The sequence below is a fragment of the Streptomyces sp. NPDC006430 genome (genome assembly GCF_040612395.1).
GTDB lineage: Bacteria > Actinomycetota > Actinomycetes > Streptomycetales > Streptomycetaceae > Streptomyces.
Window position 1 is genome coordinate 18802 of the sequence record NZ_JBEXQA010000004.1, and the last position, 17312, is coordinate 36113.

The following is a 17312-nucleotide window of genomic DNA, read 5'->3' on the forward strand; positions in this document are numbered from 1 at the left end:
GTCACGCGACGCCGACCAGGCTTCCCGGCACACCGCCTTCACCCTATCGATGCAACGGCCGTCAATACACCGTCAAAGTCCCGGTCGACTCGCGTCAGGAGTGCGTCAGGGCCGTTTCCATCACCTCTTGGCTGATGTTCGCTGGTGAAGTTGAGGACTTACGGAGGAGTCGGGTACGGGTGAGTACGGAAACTGTCGTGGGCATCATCGTTGCGGTCAGCCTGGTCGGGTACCTGGTCCTGGCGTTGTTCTTCCCCGAGAAGTTCTGAGCATGACGACCACGCACGAGGCGGGCCCGGTGCCCGGCGCGGGACAGCCGGCCGTACGGCTGGGGAGGCTCAAGGTCTTTCTGGGCGCGGCACCCGGCGTGGGCAAGACGTACCGGATGCTCGACGAGGCACACCGCCGGGCGGCCCGCGGCGCGGATGTGGTGGCCGGCTTCGTGGAGTGCCACCGGCGCCGGCACACCGAAGAGAAACTCGACGGCCTGGAGATCCTCCCGCCGGCCGGGCAGGAATACCGTGGCGGCCGGTACACGGAGTTGGACCGTGAAGCGCTGCTGGCGAGGCGGCCGCAGGTGGTGCTGATCGACGAACTCGCCCATACCAATGTCCCCGGGGACGGCCGGCACCCGAAGCGCTGGCAGGACGTCGAGGACATCCTCGCCGCCGGGATCGATGTCGTCACCACGCTCAACATCCAGCACCTGGAGTCGCTGAGCGACGTCGTCGAGAAGATCACCGGAGTCCCACAGCGCGAGACGGTGCCCGACGAGTTCGTGCGCCGCGCCCATGAGGTCGAGCTGGTCGACATACCCCCCGAGGGACTTCGACGCCGGATGGCCCACGGCAACATCTATCCCCCGGAACGGATAGACGCCTCGCTCGCCAACTACTTCCGCCCCGGCAATCTCATCGCGCTGCGGGAGCTGGCCCTGCTGTGGCTGGCCGGGCGGGTGGACGAGGCCCTCCACAAGTACCGTACCGAGCACGGCATCGGGGATGTCTGGGAGACCCGGGAACGCGTGGTGGTCGCCCTCACCGGCGGTCCCGAGGGCGAGACCCTCATCCGTCGCGCGGCACGCATCGCCGGCCGGTCCGCCGGCGGTGAACTGCTCGCCGTGCACATCGCGCGCAGCGACGGGCTCGCCTCCGGAGTCTCACACGCGGCTCTGGCCGGCCAGCGGGCCCTCGTCGAGCACCTGGGCGGCAGCTACCACTCCGTCGTCGGCGACGAAGTGCCCACCGCACTGGTGGACTTCGCGATGGCGGAGAACGCCACCCAGCTCGTCCTCGGTACGAGCCGCCGCCGTCGGCTGGAACGTTTCCTCACCGGACGCGGGATCGGCGAGACCGTCGTGGCGCTGTCCGAGGACATCGACGTCCACATGGTCACGCACGAGCGGGCGGGCCACGGCCGACTACTCCCGTCCGGGCGCCGTACTCTCCCCACCTCCCGGCTCATCGCCGGACCCGTGGCCGGCGTGGTGCTCCCGGTGCTGCTCACCCTCGGCCTCGACCGCATGCGCGGCACACTGAACCTCACCAGCGAGGCGCTGCTCTTCCTGGTGGCCGTCGTGGGCGTGGCTTGCATCGGCGGAGTGGCATCCGCCCTGATCGCGGCGCTGACCGCCGCACTGCTCCTCAACTACTGGTTCATGCCGCCCATAGGCGAGTTCACCATGAGCGACCCGGACAGCGTGCTGGCGTTGGTGGTCTTCGCCGTCGTCGCCGCCACCGTGGCCGCCGCGGCGGACAGGTCCTTGCGGCTCTCCCGCCGTGCGGCTCGTGCCACGGCCGAGGCTGAGACGATGTCCTCCCTCGCCGGCAGCATCGTCCGCGGCGACCAGACGATCCCGGCGCTGCTGGAACGTACGCGTGAAACATTCGGCATGGACACCGTCGAGCTGGCTCCCGAAGCCCCTGGCACAGGCGGCGCGACGGACACCGCCCTCGTGGTGGCGGCGGGCCCCGAGGCCTTCCTCGTCCTGCGCGGCCGTACGCTGCCATCCTCCGAACGCCGCGTGCTGGCCGCCTTCGCCGCGCACGTCGGCGCGGCCGTGGAGCGGGCCCGGCTGGCCGAGGCCGCCGCCGAGGTCGAACCCATCAAGGCCGCCGACCGCCTGCGCACCGCCCTGCTCCGGGCCGTCAGCCACGACCTGCGGACCCCCTTGGCAGGGGCGCTGGCCGCGGTCAGCTCACTGCGCAACCAGGAGATCGAGTTCTCGGCCGAGGATCGTGCGGAACTGCTGGACTCCGCCGAGGTGTCCCTGAACCGGCTCAACCGCCTGGTGGAGAACCTGCTCGATCTCAGCCGCCTCCAAGCGGGCGCCCTCACGCTCGACATGCGGGCCACCACACTGGAGGAAGTCCTGCCGGCCGCGCTGGACTCACTGGACCTGATGCCCGATGGCGGGCCGGCCGTCGATGTGCAGAGCCTTGAATCGGTACCGGCGCTTCAGGCCGACCCGCCGCTGCTGGAACGGGTGCTGGCCAACCTCGTCGGCAATGCGGTCCGCCACGCACCCGCGGAGTGCCCGGTGCTGGTGACGGCCAGCACGCTGGCCGGGCGGGTCGACATCAGGATCGCCGACCGGGGCCCCGGGATCGCTGCCGACGACCGCGAGCGTGCCTTCGAACCGTTCCAGCGCCTCGGCGACCGCGACAACACCGCCGGACTCGGCCTCGGCCTCGCCCTCGCCAGGGGACTCGCCGAGGCCATGGACGGCACGCTTACACCCGAGGACACCCCCGGCGGAGGACTGACCATGGTCCTGTCCCTGCCGGTCGCCACCGATGTGACAGCAGGGCGGTTCTGACCGCATGTCCGCAACCCTCCAGCTCCGAGCGCGAGTCGGGCAGCGCTCCCAACACATGATCATTTGTGGTGACGACGGCCTCGCACACCGCCTGGCACAGGAACTCGACGCCGTGTGCGGCGAGGCCGTCACGGTCGTCCTGCCGTCGCGCCGCGAGGGGCACGGCGCCGAGGTCGTCGCCCTGCACCGGGATCCGCACTCCCCCGTGGAGCTGCTCATCTCCGCGCGGCCCGACGAGCAGACCCTCCGGGAGGCCGGCGTCGAGCGTGCCGCGGCGCTTGCCCTCACCTACGGCGACGACCAGATCAACATGACCGCTGCCCTGCTCGCCCGCAGTATCAATCCGTCCGTACGCCTGGTCATCCGCATGTTCAACCGGGACCGCGGTCGCCATCTCGAACTGCTCCTCGACCGGGCGGCAGCCGCGCACGCCGGGCACGACGACGCGTTCATCGACGCGTCCACGACGGTGCTCTCCGACGCCGACACGGCCGTCCCCGAATTGGTGGCCGCCGCGGCAGTCGGGCACGGGCCCACCCTCCAGGTCGAGGGCAAGGTGTTCCGCGGAGTGGTCCGCCCCGCCGGGACCCCGCCCCACGCGACGGACCTGGCCACGCTCGCCGTTCTCTCCGGTACGCACATGGACGACCTGATGGGCGAGGACAGCGCTGAAACGCCGGGCGCCAACGGCACCCAGCTGCTGCCCGACACCGCTACCGCCTATCACCGGCAGTTCACGCACGGCCGGCTCATGCTCGAAGAGGTGACCCACCACCACGCGCTGGCGTCCCCCGCCAGGCGGCGGCGGGCCTACCGGGGTTGGCTGAGCGACCGGCTCGGGCACCTGCCCTGGAAGATCTTCGTATCCCGTGAAGTGACCGCCGTCTTCGGGGTGCTCGCCGCGGCCGTGGTGCTACTGGCCACCGCGACGGCTGTCGTGGAGGACGGACCGTTGTGGAAGTCGGTGTACCTGCCGCTGCTGGACATCTTCACCATGGGCGACCCGGCAACCGAAGAGTCCACGGCCCGCCAGGTCCTCCAGCTCATCGCGGGTTTCGTCGGCCTGGCCGTACTCCCTCTCGTCGTGGCCGCCGCGATGAACGCCACGCTGGCCTTCCGCACCGCGTCGGCCAACCACGTACCGGATGCCGGACTGCACGACCACATCATCCTGGTCGGCCTCGGCAAGATCGGCACGCGCGTCCTGGCACAGCTGTGCACCACCGACCACAAGGTCGTGGTCATCGAGCGGGACCCGCAGGCCCGCGGGGTCGCCCTGGCGCGTGAACTCGGTGTGCACCTGCTCCTTGAGGACGCCGCCGCCCCCGGGGTCCTCGATCTCGCCCGCATCGGCACCAGCAAGTCGCTGCTCGTCCTCACCCACGACGACGGCGAGAACCTCGACATCGTGATGGCCGCCCGCGAGAGCAACCCCCGCGTGCGCGCCGTGATGCGCCTGTACGGCGACGACTTCGCCGCCACCGTCTCCCGCACCATGCGCGCCGGCTACCCGGAGGCTCTCACCCGCAGCCGCAGTGTCTCGGCACTGGCGGCACCCTCCTTCGCCGCCGCGATGATGGGCCGCCACGTGCTGGGTGTGATGCCGGTGGAGCGCGGATCCCTGCTCTTCACCGTCGTGGACGTCGCCGGCCATCCGGAACTGGAAGGGCACTCCATACACGCGGCCTTCAAGGAGCACGAGTGGCGCGTACTCGCCGTCGGCCCCACGACCAGCAGGCATTCGGCCTCATCGAACGACACTCTCGGCGGATTCCGCACGGACCGGGCCGCTTTCGACTGGCGCCCACCACACGGTCGGGTCCTACGCCATGACGACCGTGTCGTGCTGGTCACCACACGGCGAGGACTGGACGTTCTGATGACCGGCGTCCAGCCCCGCCCCGAGGGCCGCCGGCCTCGTCCGGCCCATTGAACTCACCTGAACCGGAATCGCCGTGCCGGTCACCTTGAGACCCGGCTCGGTCCGGGTATGCCATTTTCACCATGGGGGTCTTATGTCATTCGATGAGGAATGGGCGGAGCTGAAGTCAGCAGCAGCCCAGGACCAAACTGCGATGCGGCTCAATCATCTGGATCCCGGAGGAGGCGGCGGACCGGGGCCGCAGGGGGATCTGGTGGTCACCCAGAAGGACCTGGCGGCAGTCGGCGACGCGGCATTCACACTGCGGCAGAGGCTCGGCACCGACGGGGACCACGCCAAGGCGAGCACGCACGAGGCGGCAGCCACCTTGAAGAAGGACTTCGCCCTGGGCGCCGCCCTCTCGACGGTCGCGGAGAAGTGGCACGCCCAGGTGGGCACCTTGCTGGACGCCTGCGCCCACATCTCCAACCACCTGGACTACACGCAGAAGGCTCATGCCGGCGACGAGTACTGGATCGCCACGCAGTTCAAGTTCGCCCAGTTGGACAAGGGCTTCGAGGAGAGGGCACAGAACTGATGGATCTGGACGCACTGCGTTTCGCGGACTTCTCGAAGCTGTCCACGGCCGTGGCCGACTGGACGGCCATGGCAACCAAGCTGTGGGAGCTCGAATCGGACGCCCGCGGCGATCTCGGCGGGAAGGCTGCGAAGGCCGACTGGGCGGGTGTGAACGCGACCGTGACCCGGGAGTTCATCGGCAAGACCGCCAAGGAGTTCGCCGACGCGGCCACCGAGGCCACGAGCATCGGGAACATCCTGCGCGACACCCACGGAGAACTCGTCGACTACAAAGCCCGGCTGAACGACGCGATCTCGCGGGCCTTGGAGAAGAACCTCACCGTCGTGGGAACGGGCGACGGCGGTTTCACCGTCACGATGAACATCCACCCCGACCGCGCCGCCAAGGGCCACACGGTCCCCGAGCACACGGAGGAAGACGCCACCGCCTTCCGGGACGAGGTCCAGCGCATCCTTCAAGGTGCCACCGAGAGCGACACCACGGCAGCCCAGGCCCTCACGATGCTGGTCAGCCAGACCCCGTACGGATTCACCGACGCCGCCTACTACGACCGCGACCGCGCGGCGGACGCGATGAAGGATGCCGACCGGATCGCGAATCTCCTCAAGACCAAGGGCGACGACATGTCCCCCGAGGAATTCGACAAGCTCAACAAGGACTTGGCCAAGTACAAGGACGACCGGCTCTTCCAGGAGAAGCTCGCCACCACCATCGGCCCGCGCGGCCTGCTCGACTTCTGGGCCGACCTCGCCGACCCCTCCGACGGCGGCACCCTGCAGCGCTCCCGCCACGACCAGCTCGGCGACTTCCAGCGCAACCTCTCCCTCACCCTGGCCGGCGCCACCCAGTCCGACAGCCCCGCCATGCGCACCTGGGAGAACGACATGGTCAAGCTGGGCGAGGAACGGATCCAGACCCGCGGCAGCCAGGTCTACGGCTACCAGGTGATGAGTAACCTCATGCGCAGCGGCGACTGGGACAACCGCTTCCTGAACGACTACGGCAACGCGCTGGTCGCCACCGAGAAGAAGATGAAACTCCCGGCGAACTACTGGAACGGCGGCCTCCCGCCAGTGCCGAAGATGAACTTCATCGGCGAGGACTTCGGCCGCGACCCCATGACCGGCTTCATGACCGCCCTGGCCGCCAGCCCGAACGCCGCCACCGAGTTCTTCAACGCCACCCAGCCCACCGACAACGCCCAGTACATCCTCGGCGACCGGCAGACCTTCGACGACACCCCACTCAACAGCAAGGACGGCAACTCGGCGCGCGAGGCCACCGGCGCCGCCCTGGTGGCCGCGGCCACCAGCGTCGACCCGAATGACATGACCGCACGCCCCGACGACCTCACCCCGGAGCACCGCAAGGTATTGGACCGCTCCCTGAAGTACCTCTCCGAACGGGGCGACGACTTCCCACCGGAGATGCGCGATGACATGGCCAAGGTCCTCTCCGCCCACAGCGACGTCGTCCACCACTCGGCCAGCACCCTGTCGGCCACAGATGACCCCCGGCTGCTCGACCGGCAGCAGCTCCTGGAGGTCAGCAAGCAGCTCTCGCGCGACCAGAACGCATACGGCATGCTCAACGAAGCCATGAACCGAGAAATGATCAACGATATCTACGGCGACCGGCCCAAGGACCCCAAGGAGACCCTGCAACGGGCAGGCAATACGGTCGGGTTCCTCGAAGAGGCCCGCTACCAGGCATTGAAGACCGACAAGGACGACCCCACCTGGGAGGCCAAGTGGCTCTACCACGGCTTCGGCGGCGCCGCGAACTTCATCCCCGTCGTGGGCGACATCGCGCAGCGAGGTGTCGACGCGCTCGCCTATCAGTGGCAAATCGACGAGCAGGCACGTATCGACCAGGGGTTCCAAGAGAAGAACCAGGACGTCTTCCGCCTCCGAGAGAACCAGCTGAGAACCCTCTCCGAGGAGTGGGCCAAGGCCAACCCCGGGCACAGCAACGACCCCTACACTCTGGAGAACGAGATCGACTTGGCGGCCGTGAACGGCAACAAGCGCGCCAAGGGACTGGCGGGTACCCCGTGAGGCGCCGCATGGCGGCGGTCGCCACCGCGGCTGCCCTCCTCTCCGTGGCAGGCTGCTCGAATCCCTCGCAGTACGCGATGCCCAATGACGTCTGCGGGGTCCCGGTCGAGGCCGCTGTCCTCGAACCCTTGCTCCTCCCGGGCGAGAAGCTGGAGCAGTCGACGGCCCTTTCCAGGCCGGACGCCCCTCACTGTTTCGTGCAGGTGGACCAGGAGAGCATTTTGAGTGTCCAGGGGGAGGTCATCCCGGCAGATCAGGATCCGAGCGTGCGGAGAGAATGGCAGATTCCCCATGCGACGAAGATCGACGTCGGAGACGACGCCCGCGTGAGCGACATCAACGTGGTCGCGGTCGCCTCGTGCACCCACCAAAGCGGGCACCGCAAGTTCGTGGTCCAGGCCGAGCGGTTCTACCCCAAGCGTGACGACGCCACGAAGCGCCGAGAAGCCCTCACCCATTTCATGGAGGCGTACTTCCCCGCCGCCAAGAAGGCGGTGGGATGCACCTCCTGACCATAGGGACCAGCCCTCTGAGGCAGAGCGGACCCCCACGAACCTCCAACCCAGGACACAGCCCGTGCATCACGACGACGAACCGGTCTTCAAGCGGAGCAAGTGGGGTACGAACCGCTACTACTACAACCCGCGCAACCCCATCGGGCTCGCCCTCATCGTCATCACCCTGCTCTTCGGCGCGATCATGATGATCCTCATGGGCAACCGCTCCGGACCGTTCAAGCCGGCCCCCGACCCCACGCCATGGACCCCCCGGTACGACTACTCCTGGCCGCCGCCTTCGAGTAGCCCGCAGGGCCGCTGAAGCCGACGGGGTTCCCGCCGGGCGGGAACCCTGTCAAGATCCCGTAGCCGACACATCAGCAGTGCGTCAGGGTCCGGTTCCGAGGCCTCTTCCCGCTCTAACGTCATCCTCATGGAACGACGTTTCACACAGGACACCCACTGGGCCGGTGAGCGACGCTCGGCGATCGGTGTCGCGTTCCTCCTGTTCACGGCCCTGTTCAGCATGGACGCGGGCCTCGGCGAGCTCGACGTGACCCGCGGCCTCCTGTGGACCGGCCTGGCCGGCCTGCTCTACGTGATCCTGCTGCCGCCCCGGGTCTCGGTACGGCCCGGCCGCCTCAGCACCCGCGGGCTGCTCGTGAAGGAATCCGTCCGCACCGACGCCCTCGTCTCGGTCCGGTGGTACGACGGGGTGGCCCAGCGAATGGTTCTCCGGGACACCGAGGGCAGCCGGGTCGAGATCGACCCGACCGTCCTGGTCCGGAACCCCGCGATGTGGCACCGGCTCGACGTGGACACCCGCACCTCGATCCGGCGCGGCACCCTGCTGAGCGGCACGACCGCCCTGCGCGAGCTGTCGGAGCGCATCGACCGCGAGACGGCCCAGACAGTCTTCAAAGTCTCCGGCCTGCAGTGACCGACTCCGAGCTGCCGTCCCTCGGGCCGCCCGGCATCCCGTCGGCGTGCCCGACAAGGTGACCCTGTTCGGTCTGCTGGAACACCTCGGAGTTTATGTCCGCAGGGCAGCGCCCTCCGCCGGTCACTGACCACCCGTTCGGGGAGCCGCTGTCGGAAGGGTGAGCTTCACTGCGAACCCTGAGCCGGCGGCCACGGTTTCGAGTGTGCCTCCCATGGTTTCCGTGAGATCGCGGGACATCCGCAGGGTCAGGCTGTCCGCTGCGACGCGGCCCGGACCCGTCTCGCGCTCCACACCTCGGGCTCCGCCGTCGGTCCCGTCCGTCACCCGGATCTCCACCCGGCCGAACCGGGCCTCGACTGTGAGCAGCGCGCTGCCGTCCGTCGGGCTGTGCCGCTGGGCCTCGGCTGCCAGCGCCGTCATCACGCGGGTGAGGACGGCCGCGTCGGCGATCACATCGGGCAGCCGCTCCGGCAAGACGCAGCGGATCGTGTGGCCACCGGGGCCGAGGGCGTCCAAGACGGCGGTCAGCAGCTCGTCCAAGGCGACCGGGCGCAGATACAGGTCAAGCGCTCCGGCGTGCAGGCGGCTGAGCTCGTCCAGATCCTCCACCAGCTGCAAGCCACGCCGCACCGACGATCGGGCCTGGTCCAGGAGCCGGGTCTCCTCCGCGTCGCCGTGGGCGGGCAGGTTGCCGAGCGCTCTGTCGGCGGCACGGAGCGGATCCCGCAGATCACGGCTCGCGGTGAGGAGGATCGAGGCCCGGGTGTGCTCGGCCGCGGCGCGCCGACCCGTTTCGGCGTCGTGGACTGCGAGCCGGCCGTGGGAGTAGGCCATGCCCAACTGGGCTGCGCACGCCCCCAGCACGCGCTGGTCTTCGCCGCTCAGCGGGTGTCCACGTGCGGCGAGCGTGAGGTTGTCGCCCGCAGGGCATTCGACGTCGGCGTCGTACGGTCGCTCCGGCGCGTCCGTTCCGGTACTGGCGGCGACGAACCAGCGGGGCTCGGCGGCATGCCCGTCATCCCTCTCCAGCAGGCTCACCGCGTCCAGGCCGAAGTCCTCCCGTACCTGTTCGAGGAGGGCGGGCAGGTCCTGGCCGTGCATCATGGCCGTGGCCAGCCGGCTCAGCGCCCGGGCCTCGGAGCTCGCCCGGACGGCCTGGTACGTGCGGCGCGCGGCCATGCCGGCGGCGGTGCCGACGACGACGGCCGTGACGACGTACACCACCAGCGCGAAGACGTCAGCGGGGCGCTCGACGCGCAGCGAGTGCACCGGCGCGGTGAAGTAGTAGTCGGCGAGCAGTCCTGCGGCGAGTGCGGCCAGCAGGGCGGGGACGAGGCCGCCGACCAGGGCGATCACTACGACGGTCAAGAGGTAGAGCACCAGGGCGAGGGCGAGGTCCACGTGTTCGCCCAGGAGGACCAGCAGGAGGGTGAGGGCCGGGAGCGTGATCGCGGCGAGCGCGATCGCCGTCCAGAAGCGGCGCGGGCCGGTGGCACGGCTCGGGTGCGGCAGCCGCAGGGCGGAGCCGGTCCCGGCGGCGTGCTCGTGGGTCACGACGAGCACGTCGATGGGACCGGACCTCCGGATCGTGCGAGGGCCCACGCCGCCGTGGAGGAACGTGGAGAACCTGCCGCGGCGGCTCGCGCCGAGCACGATCTGCGTGACGTTCTCGGCCTCGGCGAACTGGAGCAGCGACTCGGGGATGTCGTCGCCCGTGGTCTGGTGGTAGCTCCCGCCCAGCGACTCCACCAGCTCGCGCTGGCCCGCGAGGGTGGCCTGATCCCCGTGGGTGAGGCCGTCGCTGGGTACGACGTGTAGTGCCAGCAGCTCACTGCCGGGGACGCGGGCCGTAATCCTGGCGGCGCGGCGGATCAGGGTGTCGCCCTCGGGGCCGCCGGTGAGGGCGACCATGATGCGCTCGCGGGTCTCCCAGGGGGTGGTGATGCCATGTTCGGCGCGGTAGCGCTGGAGCCCCTCCTCGACCCGGTCGGCGAGCCACAACAGGGCGAGCTCGCGCAGGGCGGTGAGGTTGCCAACACGGAAGTAGTGGGTGAGGGCGGCCTCGATGCGCTCCGAGGGATAGATCTCACCGTGCAGCATGCGCCGGCGCAGCAGCTCGGGCGGCAGGTCGACCAGCTCGATCTGGTCCGCACAGCGCGCCACCTCGTCGGGCAGCCTCTCCCGCTGCGGCACACCGGTGATCTGCCGGACCACGTCGCCCAGGGACTCCAGATGCTGGACGTTGAGCGTGGTGACGACGTCGATGCCCGCGTCCAGCAGTTCCTCGACGTCCTGCCACCGCTTGGCATGGCGGGAGCCGGGCACATTAGTGTGAGCCAGTTCGTCGACCAGGGCGGCCTGTGGGCGGCGGGCGAGTACCCCGTCCAGGTCCATCTCGGTGAACTGCGCACCCCGGTACTCCATGGAACGCCGCGGAATGATCTCCAGTCCCTCCGCAAGGGCAGCGGTAGGCCGTCGTCCGTGCGGCTCCACGAAGCCAACCACCACGTCGGCACCGGCCGCGGCCAGACGCTGCCCTTCCTCCAGCATGGCGTACGTTTTCCCCACCCCGGGCGCTGCCCCGAGGTAGATCCGCAATCGTCCACGCGCCATCGACGGGGCTCCTAGCCGGTAGTCACACCCCCCGCCCTTCCTTTCCATGGTGCGTCAACCGGCCCCTCCCCGGTTCGCGCCAGGGCCGGTGGCGCGTCAAGAGTGATCAACCCTCATGGAAATTCATGTTCGATGAAAACGCAGGTCAGGCAGCGAACGACGGCGGGCAGGCCAGGGACGTCGGCCCGCTGGTACTCGGGGAACGGAGCCCCGCCCCCTGAACACGTCATCACCGTTGACGACAGCATCAGCGTCGCGCAGGCTGACCGGCTGATCAGTGAGGGCACCGCCCTGCTCTGGGGCGGCGACTACCCGTCCGCACGCACGTTCCTCACCTCCCTGGACCGCCGCGCCGAGCGCAGGCATCCGGCCCTCGCCCACGCACACGCCCACGCCTTCCTCCTGCACCGCCGTCTGCAGGAGCGCCGGGCAGGGCTGCTGGGCAGGCTGCTCGTTCCGTACGAGGGCGACGGGACGATCCCGCTGTGCCGCGCACCCCGGGCACGAGAGGCCTGCGTCCACGCGTACGGCCCGTGCCCCGGGCCCGGCGTCGGCTCGCCGCGTGAACTGCTCGGCGTGACCAGTGCCTACGAGTGGCACCGGAAGGGGTGGAGATCCCGCCGCCCGGCAGCGACCGAAGCGCCTGAAGCCTGCAGAAGGCAAGACTGCCGCGCTGACACCTCCACTACTCAGTGATACCGTATAGTGGTACTCGGTGCTACGCAGTACCGCTAGGGCTGAGGAGGGCTCCTGATGGATGACCTGACGGAGATGTTGAAGGGCACGCTCGAAGGGTGCGTGCTCCAAATCATCAGCAGCGAGGAAACCTACGGGTACGCCATCACTCGCCGGCTGAACGAACTGGGCTTCGTCGACGTCGTCGAAGGGACGGTGTACACCATCTTGCTGCGACTGGAGAGGAACAAACTCGTCCAGGTGACGAAACGACCCTCCGGGGTCGGCCCGCCGCGCAAGTTCTACGCGCTCAACGACACCGGACGCGAGGAACTCGCGAAGTTCTGGACGAAATGGCAGTACGTCTCATCACGCATCGACAGGCTCAGGAAGGGCTAGAGATGAACTTCTGGGAGACCATCACCGGCAGCGATCTCACCAGGGAATGGAAAGCGTTCGAAGCCCGGGCCGAGGCCCTGCCGGACGACTACCGGGCGGCGTGGGAACAGATCAAGGGCCACCTCCTCCCCCACGGGGACTTCACCGGCCGCAACCTGATGCCGATCCTCGACGCTGCCCTGGGACTGCTCGAAGAAACCGCGGCGGACGGGCAGAGCGTCCGCGAGGTCCTCGGCGACGACATCCGGGGCTTTTGCACGGCGCTGGCCGGTGGAGAAGGGGCTCGAACCTACCGCGACCGGTGGCGCGAGCAGCTGAACAACAACGTCGCAAGGAAATTGAACCGGCTGGGAGGCTGACGTGAGCATCCAGGACATCATCGAGGGCAAGAAGCAATGGCGGGCGCACACGGCCCGGGTCAAGGCGCTCCCGCCGGACTACCGGATCGTCTACAAGGAGATGCAGAAGTATCTGTTCAAGGTCGGACCGATCGACCTGCCTGACGGGCCCCTGCTCCCCGGGATCGTCGACTTCTTCGAGGAAGGCGTCGCCGCGGGCAAGGGCGTCTTGGAACTCATCGGCACGGACGTCGCCGCGTTCTGCGACGACCTGGTCAAGGACTCACGCACCCATGCGGACGCCTATCAGGAGTCCATCAGCGGGGAACCGGGCACGGCCGAGAAGTAGCAGTGGGCCGCCCCCACGCCAGTGGGCGTAGTAGCCCGCACGCGCCCTTCATTCGCCTCGGCGCAGTGCGAACGGGCGCGGGCGGGCCACCGGAGGCCGTGACACATCCTGTCCACCGAAGCGGTCGAGCAGGCCGACGCTACCTGCCCCCGGCCCCGCCCCCGGCGGGCAAGTCCCCTGCGGCGGACCGCTCGACACCAATCCCCGAAACGACACGACTGACATGTAGTACGGACCGTCACTCGATCCGGGTTCCGAAATCTTCCACCCCCTGCATCTCCAGCCTCCGAAAGGAAGCCGCCATGCCCTCATCTGTCATGCCCACATCCAGCCGAGGGGACGGTCATCCGTCACCGACCGCCGTCTCCGCCGTCGGGTTACGCAAGTCATACGGCGAAAGGCTCGTCCTCGACGGTATCGATCTGCACATCCCGGCCGGGTCTGTGTTCGCGCTGCTCGGCCCGAACGGCGCCGGCAAGACCACCGCCGTCAAGATCCTTTCCACGCTCATCACCGCCGACGCCGGTGACCTGCACGTCGGCGGGCACAGCCTGGCCGCCGACCCACAGGCGGTGCGGGCGGCGATCGGTGTCACCGGGCAGTTCTCCGCCGTGGACGGCCTGATCACCGGCGAGAAGAACATGCTTCTCATGGCGAACCTGCACCACCTGTCCAGGAGCGAGGGACGGCGGGTCGCCGCTGAACTCCTGGAGCGGTTCGACCTGGTGGAGGCGGCGAAGAGGCCCGCCTCCACCTACTCCGGCGGCATGAAGCGCCGCTTGGACCTCGCGATGACGCTGGTGGGCAGCCCGCGGATCATCTTCCTGGACGAGCCGACGACCGGGCTCGACCCGCGCTCGCGCCACAACATGTGGGACATCATCCGCGGCCTCGTCTCCGACGGCGTCACCGTGTTCCTCACCACCCAGTACTTGGAGGAGGCCGACGAACTCGCCGACCGGATCGCGGTACTGAACGACGGCAAGATCGCCGCCGAAGGCACCCCCGAAGAACTCAAGCGGCTCATCCCGGGCGGGCACATCCGGCTCCGCTTCACCGACCCGGTCGCATACCAGTCCGCCGCTGACGCCCTGCGTGAGGTCACCCGGGACGACGAGGCACTGTCGCTGTCCATCCCCAGCGACGGCAGTCAGCGCGAACTGCGCTCCATTCTCGACTGGCTCGACTCGGTGTGCATCGAGGCGGACGAACTGACCGTCCATACCCCCGACCTCGATGACGTGTTCTTCGCACTGACCGGCCCCGCCGACGTCCCCAACCAGCCCAAGGAGACCGTCCGATGAGCTCGCTCGCCCTCGCCGTGCGCGACTCGACCACGATGCTGCGCCGCAACCTGCTGCACGCCTGGCGCTACCCGTCCGGCACGCTGAACCTGCTGCTCACGCCGATCATGATGCTGCTGCTCTTCGTCTACATCTTCGGCGACGTGATGAGTGCCGGCATCGGCGGCGGCGGCGCCGACCGGTCCGACTACATCGCCTACATCGTCCCCGGCCTGCTGCTGATGACCGTCGGCAGCACCGTGATCGGCGCTGCGGTGTCCGTCTGCGCGGACATGACCCAGGGCCTCACCGCCCGCTTCCGTACGATGGCGATCTACCGGGGCTCTCTGCTCGTCGGGCATGTCGTCGGCGGCGTGCTGCAGTGCGTGATGAGCGTGGTTCTCGTCGGCGCCGTCGGGGTGGCAATGGGCTTCCGGTCCACGGACGCCACGGCACTGGAGTGGATCGCGGCGTGCGGGCTGATCACACTGTTCGCCCTGGCACTCACCTGGATCGCGGTCGGCATGGGCGCGGCCAGTCCGAACCCCGAAGCGGCCGGCAACATGGCCATGCCGTTGATCCTCCTGCCGCTCATCTCAAGCGCCTTCATCCCGGCCGGCACGATGCCGGGCTGGTTCCAGCCGATCGCCGAGTACCAGCCCTTCACCCCCGCCATCGAGACCCTCCGCGGTCTCCTCCTCGGCACCGAAATCGGCAACAACGGCTGGATCGCGATCGCCTGGTGCGTCGGCCTGATCGCACTCGGCTACCGCTGGTCGACGGCGCAGTTCAACCGCGACCCGAAGTAGCGGAGACGACCGCTTCCCGCACCTCATCTCGCCCCATCTGGCTGCAAATCTACATCCGTATGACCGGCCGGAGGCGGGGCTGATCGCTGCAGCCCGTGGCGGCTGGCTCTGGCCCACTCTCGCCACACTGCACTGATCCGCATCGATCCGCAGCCGACCAACCGCGGCGAGCACCTGTTCCGGCAGCGACCTGGTCGAGAACATGGCAGGCGCCCCTGGCCGGACGCCCGATACCTCAGGAGGCGGATCTCGGGGTTCGTGAGCTGGGTCCGGGGCCTGCTGCTTTCCAGTTGGGACGGATGAAGTGCTCCGACGGGTGCTTCGACGTCTGCTTCCAGTTGCCGGATCTGAACTGCGTCCGCCGCGCGCAAGCGGCCTCGGTACCGCCTCAGAGTCGGCTCGACGCTCCAGCAGAGCCGCGCGTTGCCGAAGTTGTCGAAGGCCGGCGCCTGTGCTGCGGCCTGGATGGCGCGGACTGACTCCACACAACGGCGCTGCGGCACCCAGTACGTACGCCATCCAGTCACGAACCCGCCTTTGCTCGATCCGTTTCAACACGCCGACACAATAGGGATAATGGCGTCAGGAACAACACGGCAGGGGTGCAGGGCGTTCCTCACCGGAACTCCGCCAGTCGGTGCCGCAGCCCGAGCACAGTCAGCCCGGCCGTGAGCAGCAGCGCCGTGCCGGCGGTCGGGGCCTGGCTGGTCAGTGCCCCGCGGCCCTCCTGGACGGCGAGCTCGAAGTGCCTCTGGTTGATCGCGGTGACCTGGTCCAGGGCCTTCATCCACTCGCCGAAGTGGGCGTTGGAGGTGTCCGATGCCCATCCGGTGCAGAAGACCGTGGCCTCCTGGATCTTCCCCTCAGCCACCAGCTGCCGGAAGGTGCGGTCGTCGCGCTGGTAGACGGCGTACGCCTCGACGGTCTTCTCGGCGGCCTCTCGCTCGCCCGCGAAGGTGATGTTGTCCAGTTCGCGCCGGTACTCGCCGGTGAACCGTTTGTCCTCGTGGTTCTTCCGGTACGTGGCCCACGTGTCGGCGAGCTTCCGGTCGTACGTGCCGAGTCCGGCACCCTCGATCCCGTACAGCTGCTGCGACTTGTCGAGGAACGAGAACTCGTACGCGGGACGGCGGTCGGGTCCAGAAGGTAGCGGCTCTCGTCGGCGTTGGCGTCGTAGCCGATCGCCTTGGAACGCGACAGCGCGATGACCGAGTCGAAGGAGTCCTGGCGGGCGACCTTCATCCGGTCGTCAGTGATCGTGAGCAGCTGGGCGCCGCACACCACCGCCACCACGGCGCAGAGGGTGGCAGCGATCAACCCCGGATTGAAAACGCGGTTGAAGCGCCGGACAAGAGTGATCTGGAGCAGTACCAGCGCGGCGATCAGCAGCACGCCGAGGACGGCCGCGACGGTCCGCTGCACGCCGAGGTCGGCCCTCGCGGCAGCGTACTGCCGCTCATACACTGCGTTGTTGGCATCGACGAGCTTGCGAGCCTCCGGCAGCAGCCGCTGGGCGAGGAGGTCGGTCGCGGCCCGGTAGTCCTCACGGGCGGCATCCTTCCCGCCGGCCCGGCTGTCGTTCTCCAGCGCCCGCCCGATCAGCTCCTGGTAATGCGCGAAGTCATCGGTGAGCCGCACGACGGTCGCCTCGGTGGCCGGGGCACCCTCCGAGGCGGCGGCGAGCGTGCGCAGGGAGCGGCTGATGGTTTCCTGCGCGTCCCGGTAGAAGCCGCCGGCCTTCGTGTACGACTCGTCCAGGCGCCCCTTGCCGGTGCCTGAATCACCGCTGGAGAGCGCCATGTTGGCGGTCTGCGCGTCCATGTCGTTGAGCGCGAGGTTCAGCTGGGTCGCGGAGACGGTGCGGGGCGCGTTGCGCAGGGCCGTCTCGTCCCAGGTGGTGGCCGCCCCCGTCGCCGCGACCGCGAGCAGGATCAGCAGCCCGGCAACGAGGAGCACACACAGCGCGCGGGCGAGACGCAGCCGACCGGGCAACGTGGCCGAGTACCGGTCGCCGATCAGGCGCGCCAGCCGCGCGGCAATGCGGGGAGGCCGCTGCTGCGCGTCTCCTC

The 17312-nt window shown here is 68.9% G+C and carries 17 protein-coding genes; 14 read left to right on the top strand and 3 right to left on the bottom strand.

What is annotated here, in order from left to right:
- Window positions 1-179 precede the first annotated feature (179 nt).
- The 8 genes from kdpF to ABZZ20_RS08155 all read left to right on the top strand — a co-directional run bounded on the left by kdpF (window position 180) and on the right by ABZZ20_RS08155 (window position 8774).
- The gene (kdpF, locus tag ABZZ20_RS08120; protein WP_107093322.1) at window positions 180-269 is read left to right on the top strand and encodes a K(+)-transporting ATPase subunit F; all 90 of its coding nucleotides are present in this window, start codon (window positions 180-182) and stop codon (window positions 267-269) included.
- Between the two features lie 2 nt (window positions 270-271).
- Entirely contained in the window at window positions 272-2818 is a 2547-nt protein-coding gene (locus ABZZ20_RS08125) for an ATP-binding protein (protein ID WP_356868039.1), read from the top strand.
- A gap of 4 nt (window positions 2819-2822) precedes the next feature.
- Window positions 2823-4751 (top strand): NAD-binding protein, encoded by a 1929-nt coding sequence (locus ABZZ20_RS08130; protein ID WP_356868041.1) that lies wholly within the window; start codon window positions 2823-2825, stop codon window positions 4749-4751.
- Between the two features lie 202 nt (window positions 4752-4953).
- The gene (locus ABZZ20_RS08135) at window positions 4954-5277 is read left to right on the top strand and encodes a hypothetical protein (protein WP_356868043.1); all 324 of its coding nucleotides are present in this window, start codon (window positions 4954-4956) and stop codon (window positions 5275-5277) included.
- Complete coding sequence (locus tag ABZZ20_RS08140; RefSeq protein WP_356868045.1) at window positions 5277-7337, top strand: hypothetical protein; 2061 nt, start codon at window positions 5277-5279, stop codon at window positions 7335-7337. Before ABZZ20_RS08135 ends, ABZZ20_RS08140 begins: the two co-directional genes overlap by 1 nt.
- A complete protein-coding gene (locus tag ABZZ20_RS08145) occupies window positions 7334-7849 on the top strand; it encodes a hypothetical protein (RefSeq protein ID WP_356868047.1) in 516 nt (171 codons plus the stop codon). The genes ABZZ20_RS08140 and ABZZ20_RS08145 overlap by 4 nt, the downstream gene beginning before the upstream one ends.
- 64 nt (window positions 7850-7913) lie before the next feature.
- A complete protein-coding gene (locus ABZZ20_RS08150) occupies window positions 7914-8156 on the top strand; it encodes a hypothetical protein (protein ID WP_356868632.1) in 243 nt (80 codons plus the stop codon).
- 111 nt (window positions 8157-8267) lie between these two features.
- Window positions 8268-8774 carry a hypothetical protein gene (locus tag ABZZ20_RS08155; RefSeq protein WP_356868049.1) on the top strand — a complete coding sequence of 169 codons (507 nt, stop codon included), beginning with the start codon at window positions 8268-8270 and terminating at the stop codon, window positions 8772-8774.
- A gap of 123 nt (window positions 8775-8897) precedes the next feature.
- Here the strand turns inward: ABZZ20_RS08155 and ABZZ20_RS08160 are convergent, their stop codons facing one another.
- Complete coding sequence (locus ABZZ20_RS08160; protein ID WP_356868051.1) at window positions 8898-11390, bottom strand: DUF4118 domain-containing protein; 2493 nt, start codon at window positions 11388-11390, stop codon at window positions 8898-8900.
- Window positions 11391-11522: 132 nt separating this feature from the next.
- Between ABZZ20_RS08160 and ABZZ20_RS08165 the strand changes: the two genes are divergently transcribed.
- The 6 genes from ABZZ20_RS08165 (at window position 11523) to ABZZ20_RS08190 (ending at window position 15243) form a co-directional block, all read left to right on the top strand.
- The gene (locus ABZZ20_RS08165; protein ID WP_356868053.1) at window positions 11523-12086 is read left to right on the top strand and encodes a hypothetical protein; all 564 of its coding nucleotides are present in this window, start codon (window positions 11523-11525) and stop codon (window positions 12084-12086) included.
- A 57-nt stretch (window positions 12087-12143) separates the two neighbouring features.
- Entirely contained in the window at window positions 12144-12464 is a 321-nt protein-coding gene (locus ABZZ20_RS08170) for a PadR family transcriptional regulator (protein ID WP_356868055.1), read from the top strand.
- 2 nt (window positions 12465-12466) lie between these two features.
- The gene (locus ABZZ20_RS08175; protein ID WP_053790374.1) at window positions 12467-12823 is read left to right on the top strand and encodes a DUF1048 domain-containing protein; all 357 of its coding nucleotides are present in this window, start codon (window positions 12467-12469) and stop codon (window positions 12821-12823) included.
- A gap of 1 nt (window position 12824) precedes the next feature.
- Window positions 12825-13151, top strand: coding sequence for a DUF1048 domain-containing protein (locus ABZZ20_RS08180; RefSeq protein WP_356868057.1), 327 nt, complete (start codon window positions 12825-12827; stop codon window positions 13149-13151).
- A gap of 302 nt (window positions 13152-13453) precedes the next feature.
- Complete coding sequence (locus ABZZ20_RS08185; RefSeq protein WP_356868059.1) at window positions 13454-14455, top strand: ATP-binding cassette domain-containing protein; 1002 nt, start codon at window positions 13454-13456, stop codon at window positions 14453-14455.
- Window positions 14452-15243, top strand: coding sequence for an ABC transporter permease (locus tag ABZZ20_RS08190; RefSeq protein ID WP_356868061.1), 792 nt, complete (start codon window positions 14452-14454; stop codon window positions 15241-15243). Before ABZZ20_RS08185 ends, ABZZ20_RS08190 begins: the two co-directional genes overlap by 4 nt.
- 616 nt (window positions 15244-15859) lie before the next feature.
- Here the strand turns inward: ABZZ20_RS08190 and ABZZ20_RS08195 are convergent.
- Together ABZZ20_RS08195 and ABZZ20_RS08200 are read right to left on the bottom strand one after the other, a co-directional pair.
- On the bottom strand, window positions 15860-16030 hold the full coding sequence (locus tag ABZZ20_RS08195) for a hypothetical protein (RefSeq protein WP_356868063.1): 171 nt from the start codon (window positions 16028-16030) through the stop codon (window positions 15860-15862).
- A complete protein-coding gene (locus tag ABZZ20_RS08200) occupies window positions 16027-17235 on the bottom strand; it encodes a hypothetical protein (protein ID WP_356868065.1) in 1209 nt (402 codons plus the stop codon). The genes ABZZ20_RS08195 and ABZZ20_RS08200 overlap by 4 nt, the downstream gene beginning before the upstream one ends.
- Between the last annotated feature and the right edge of the window lie 77 nt (window positions 17236-17312).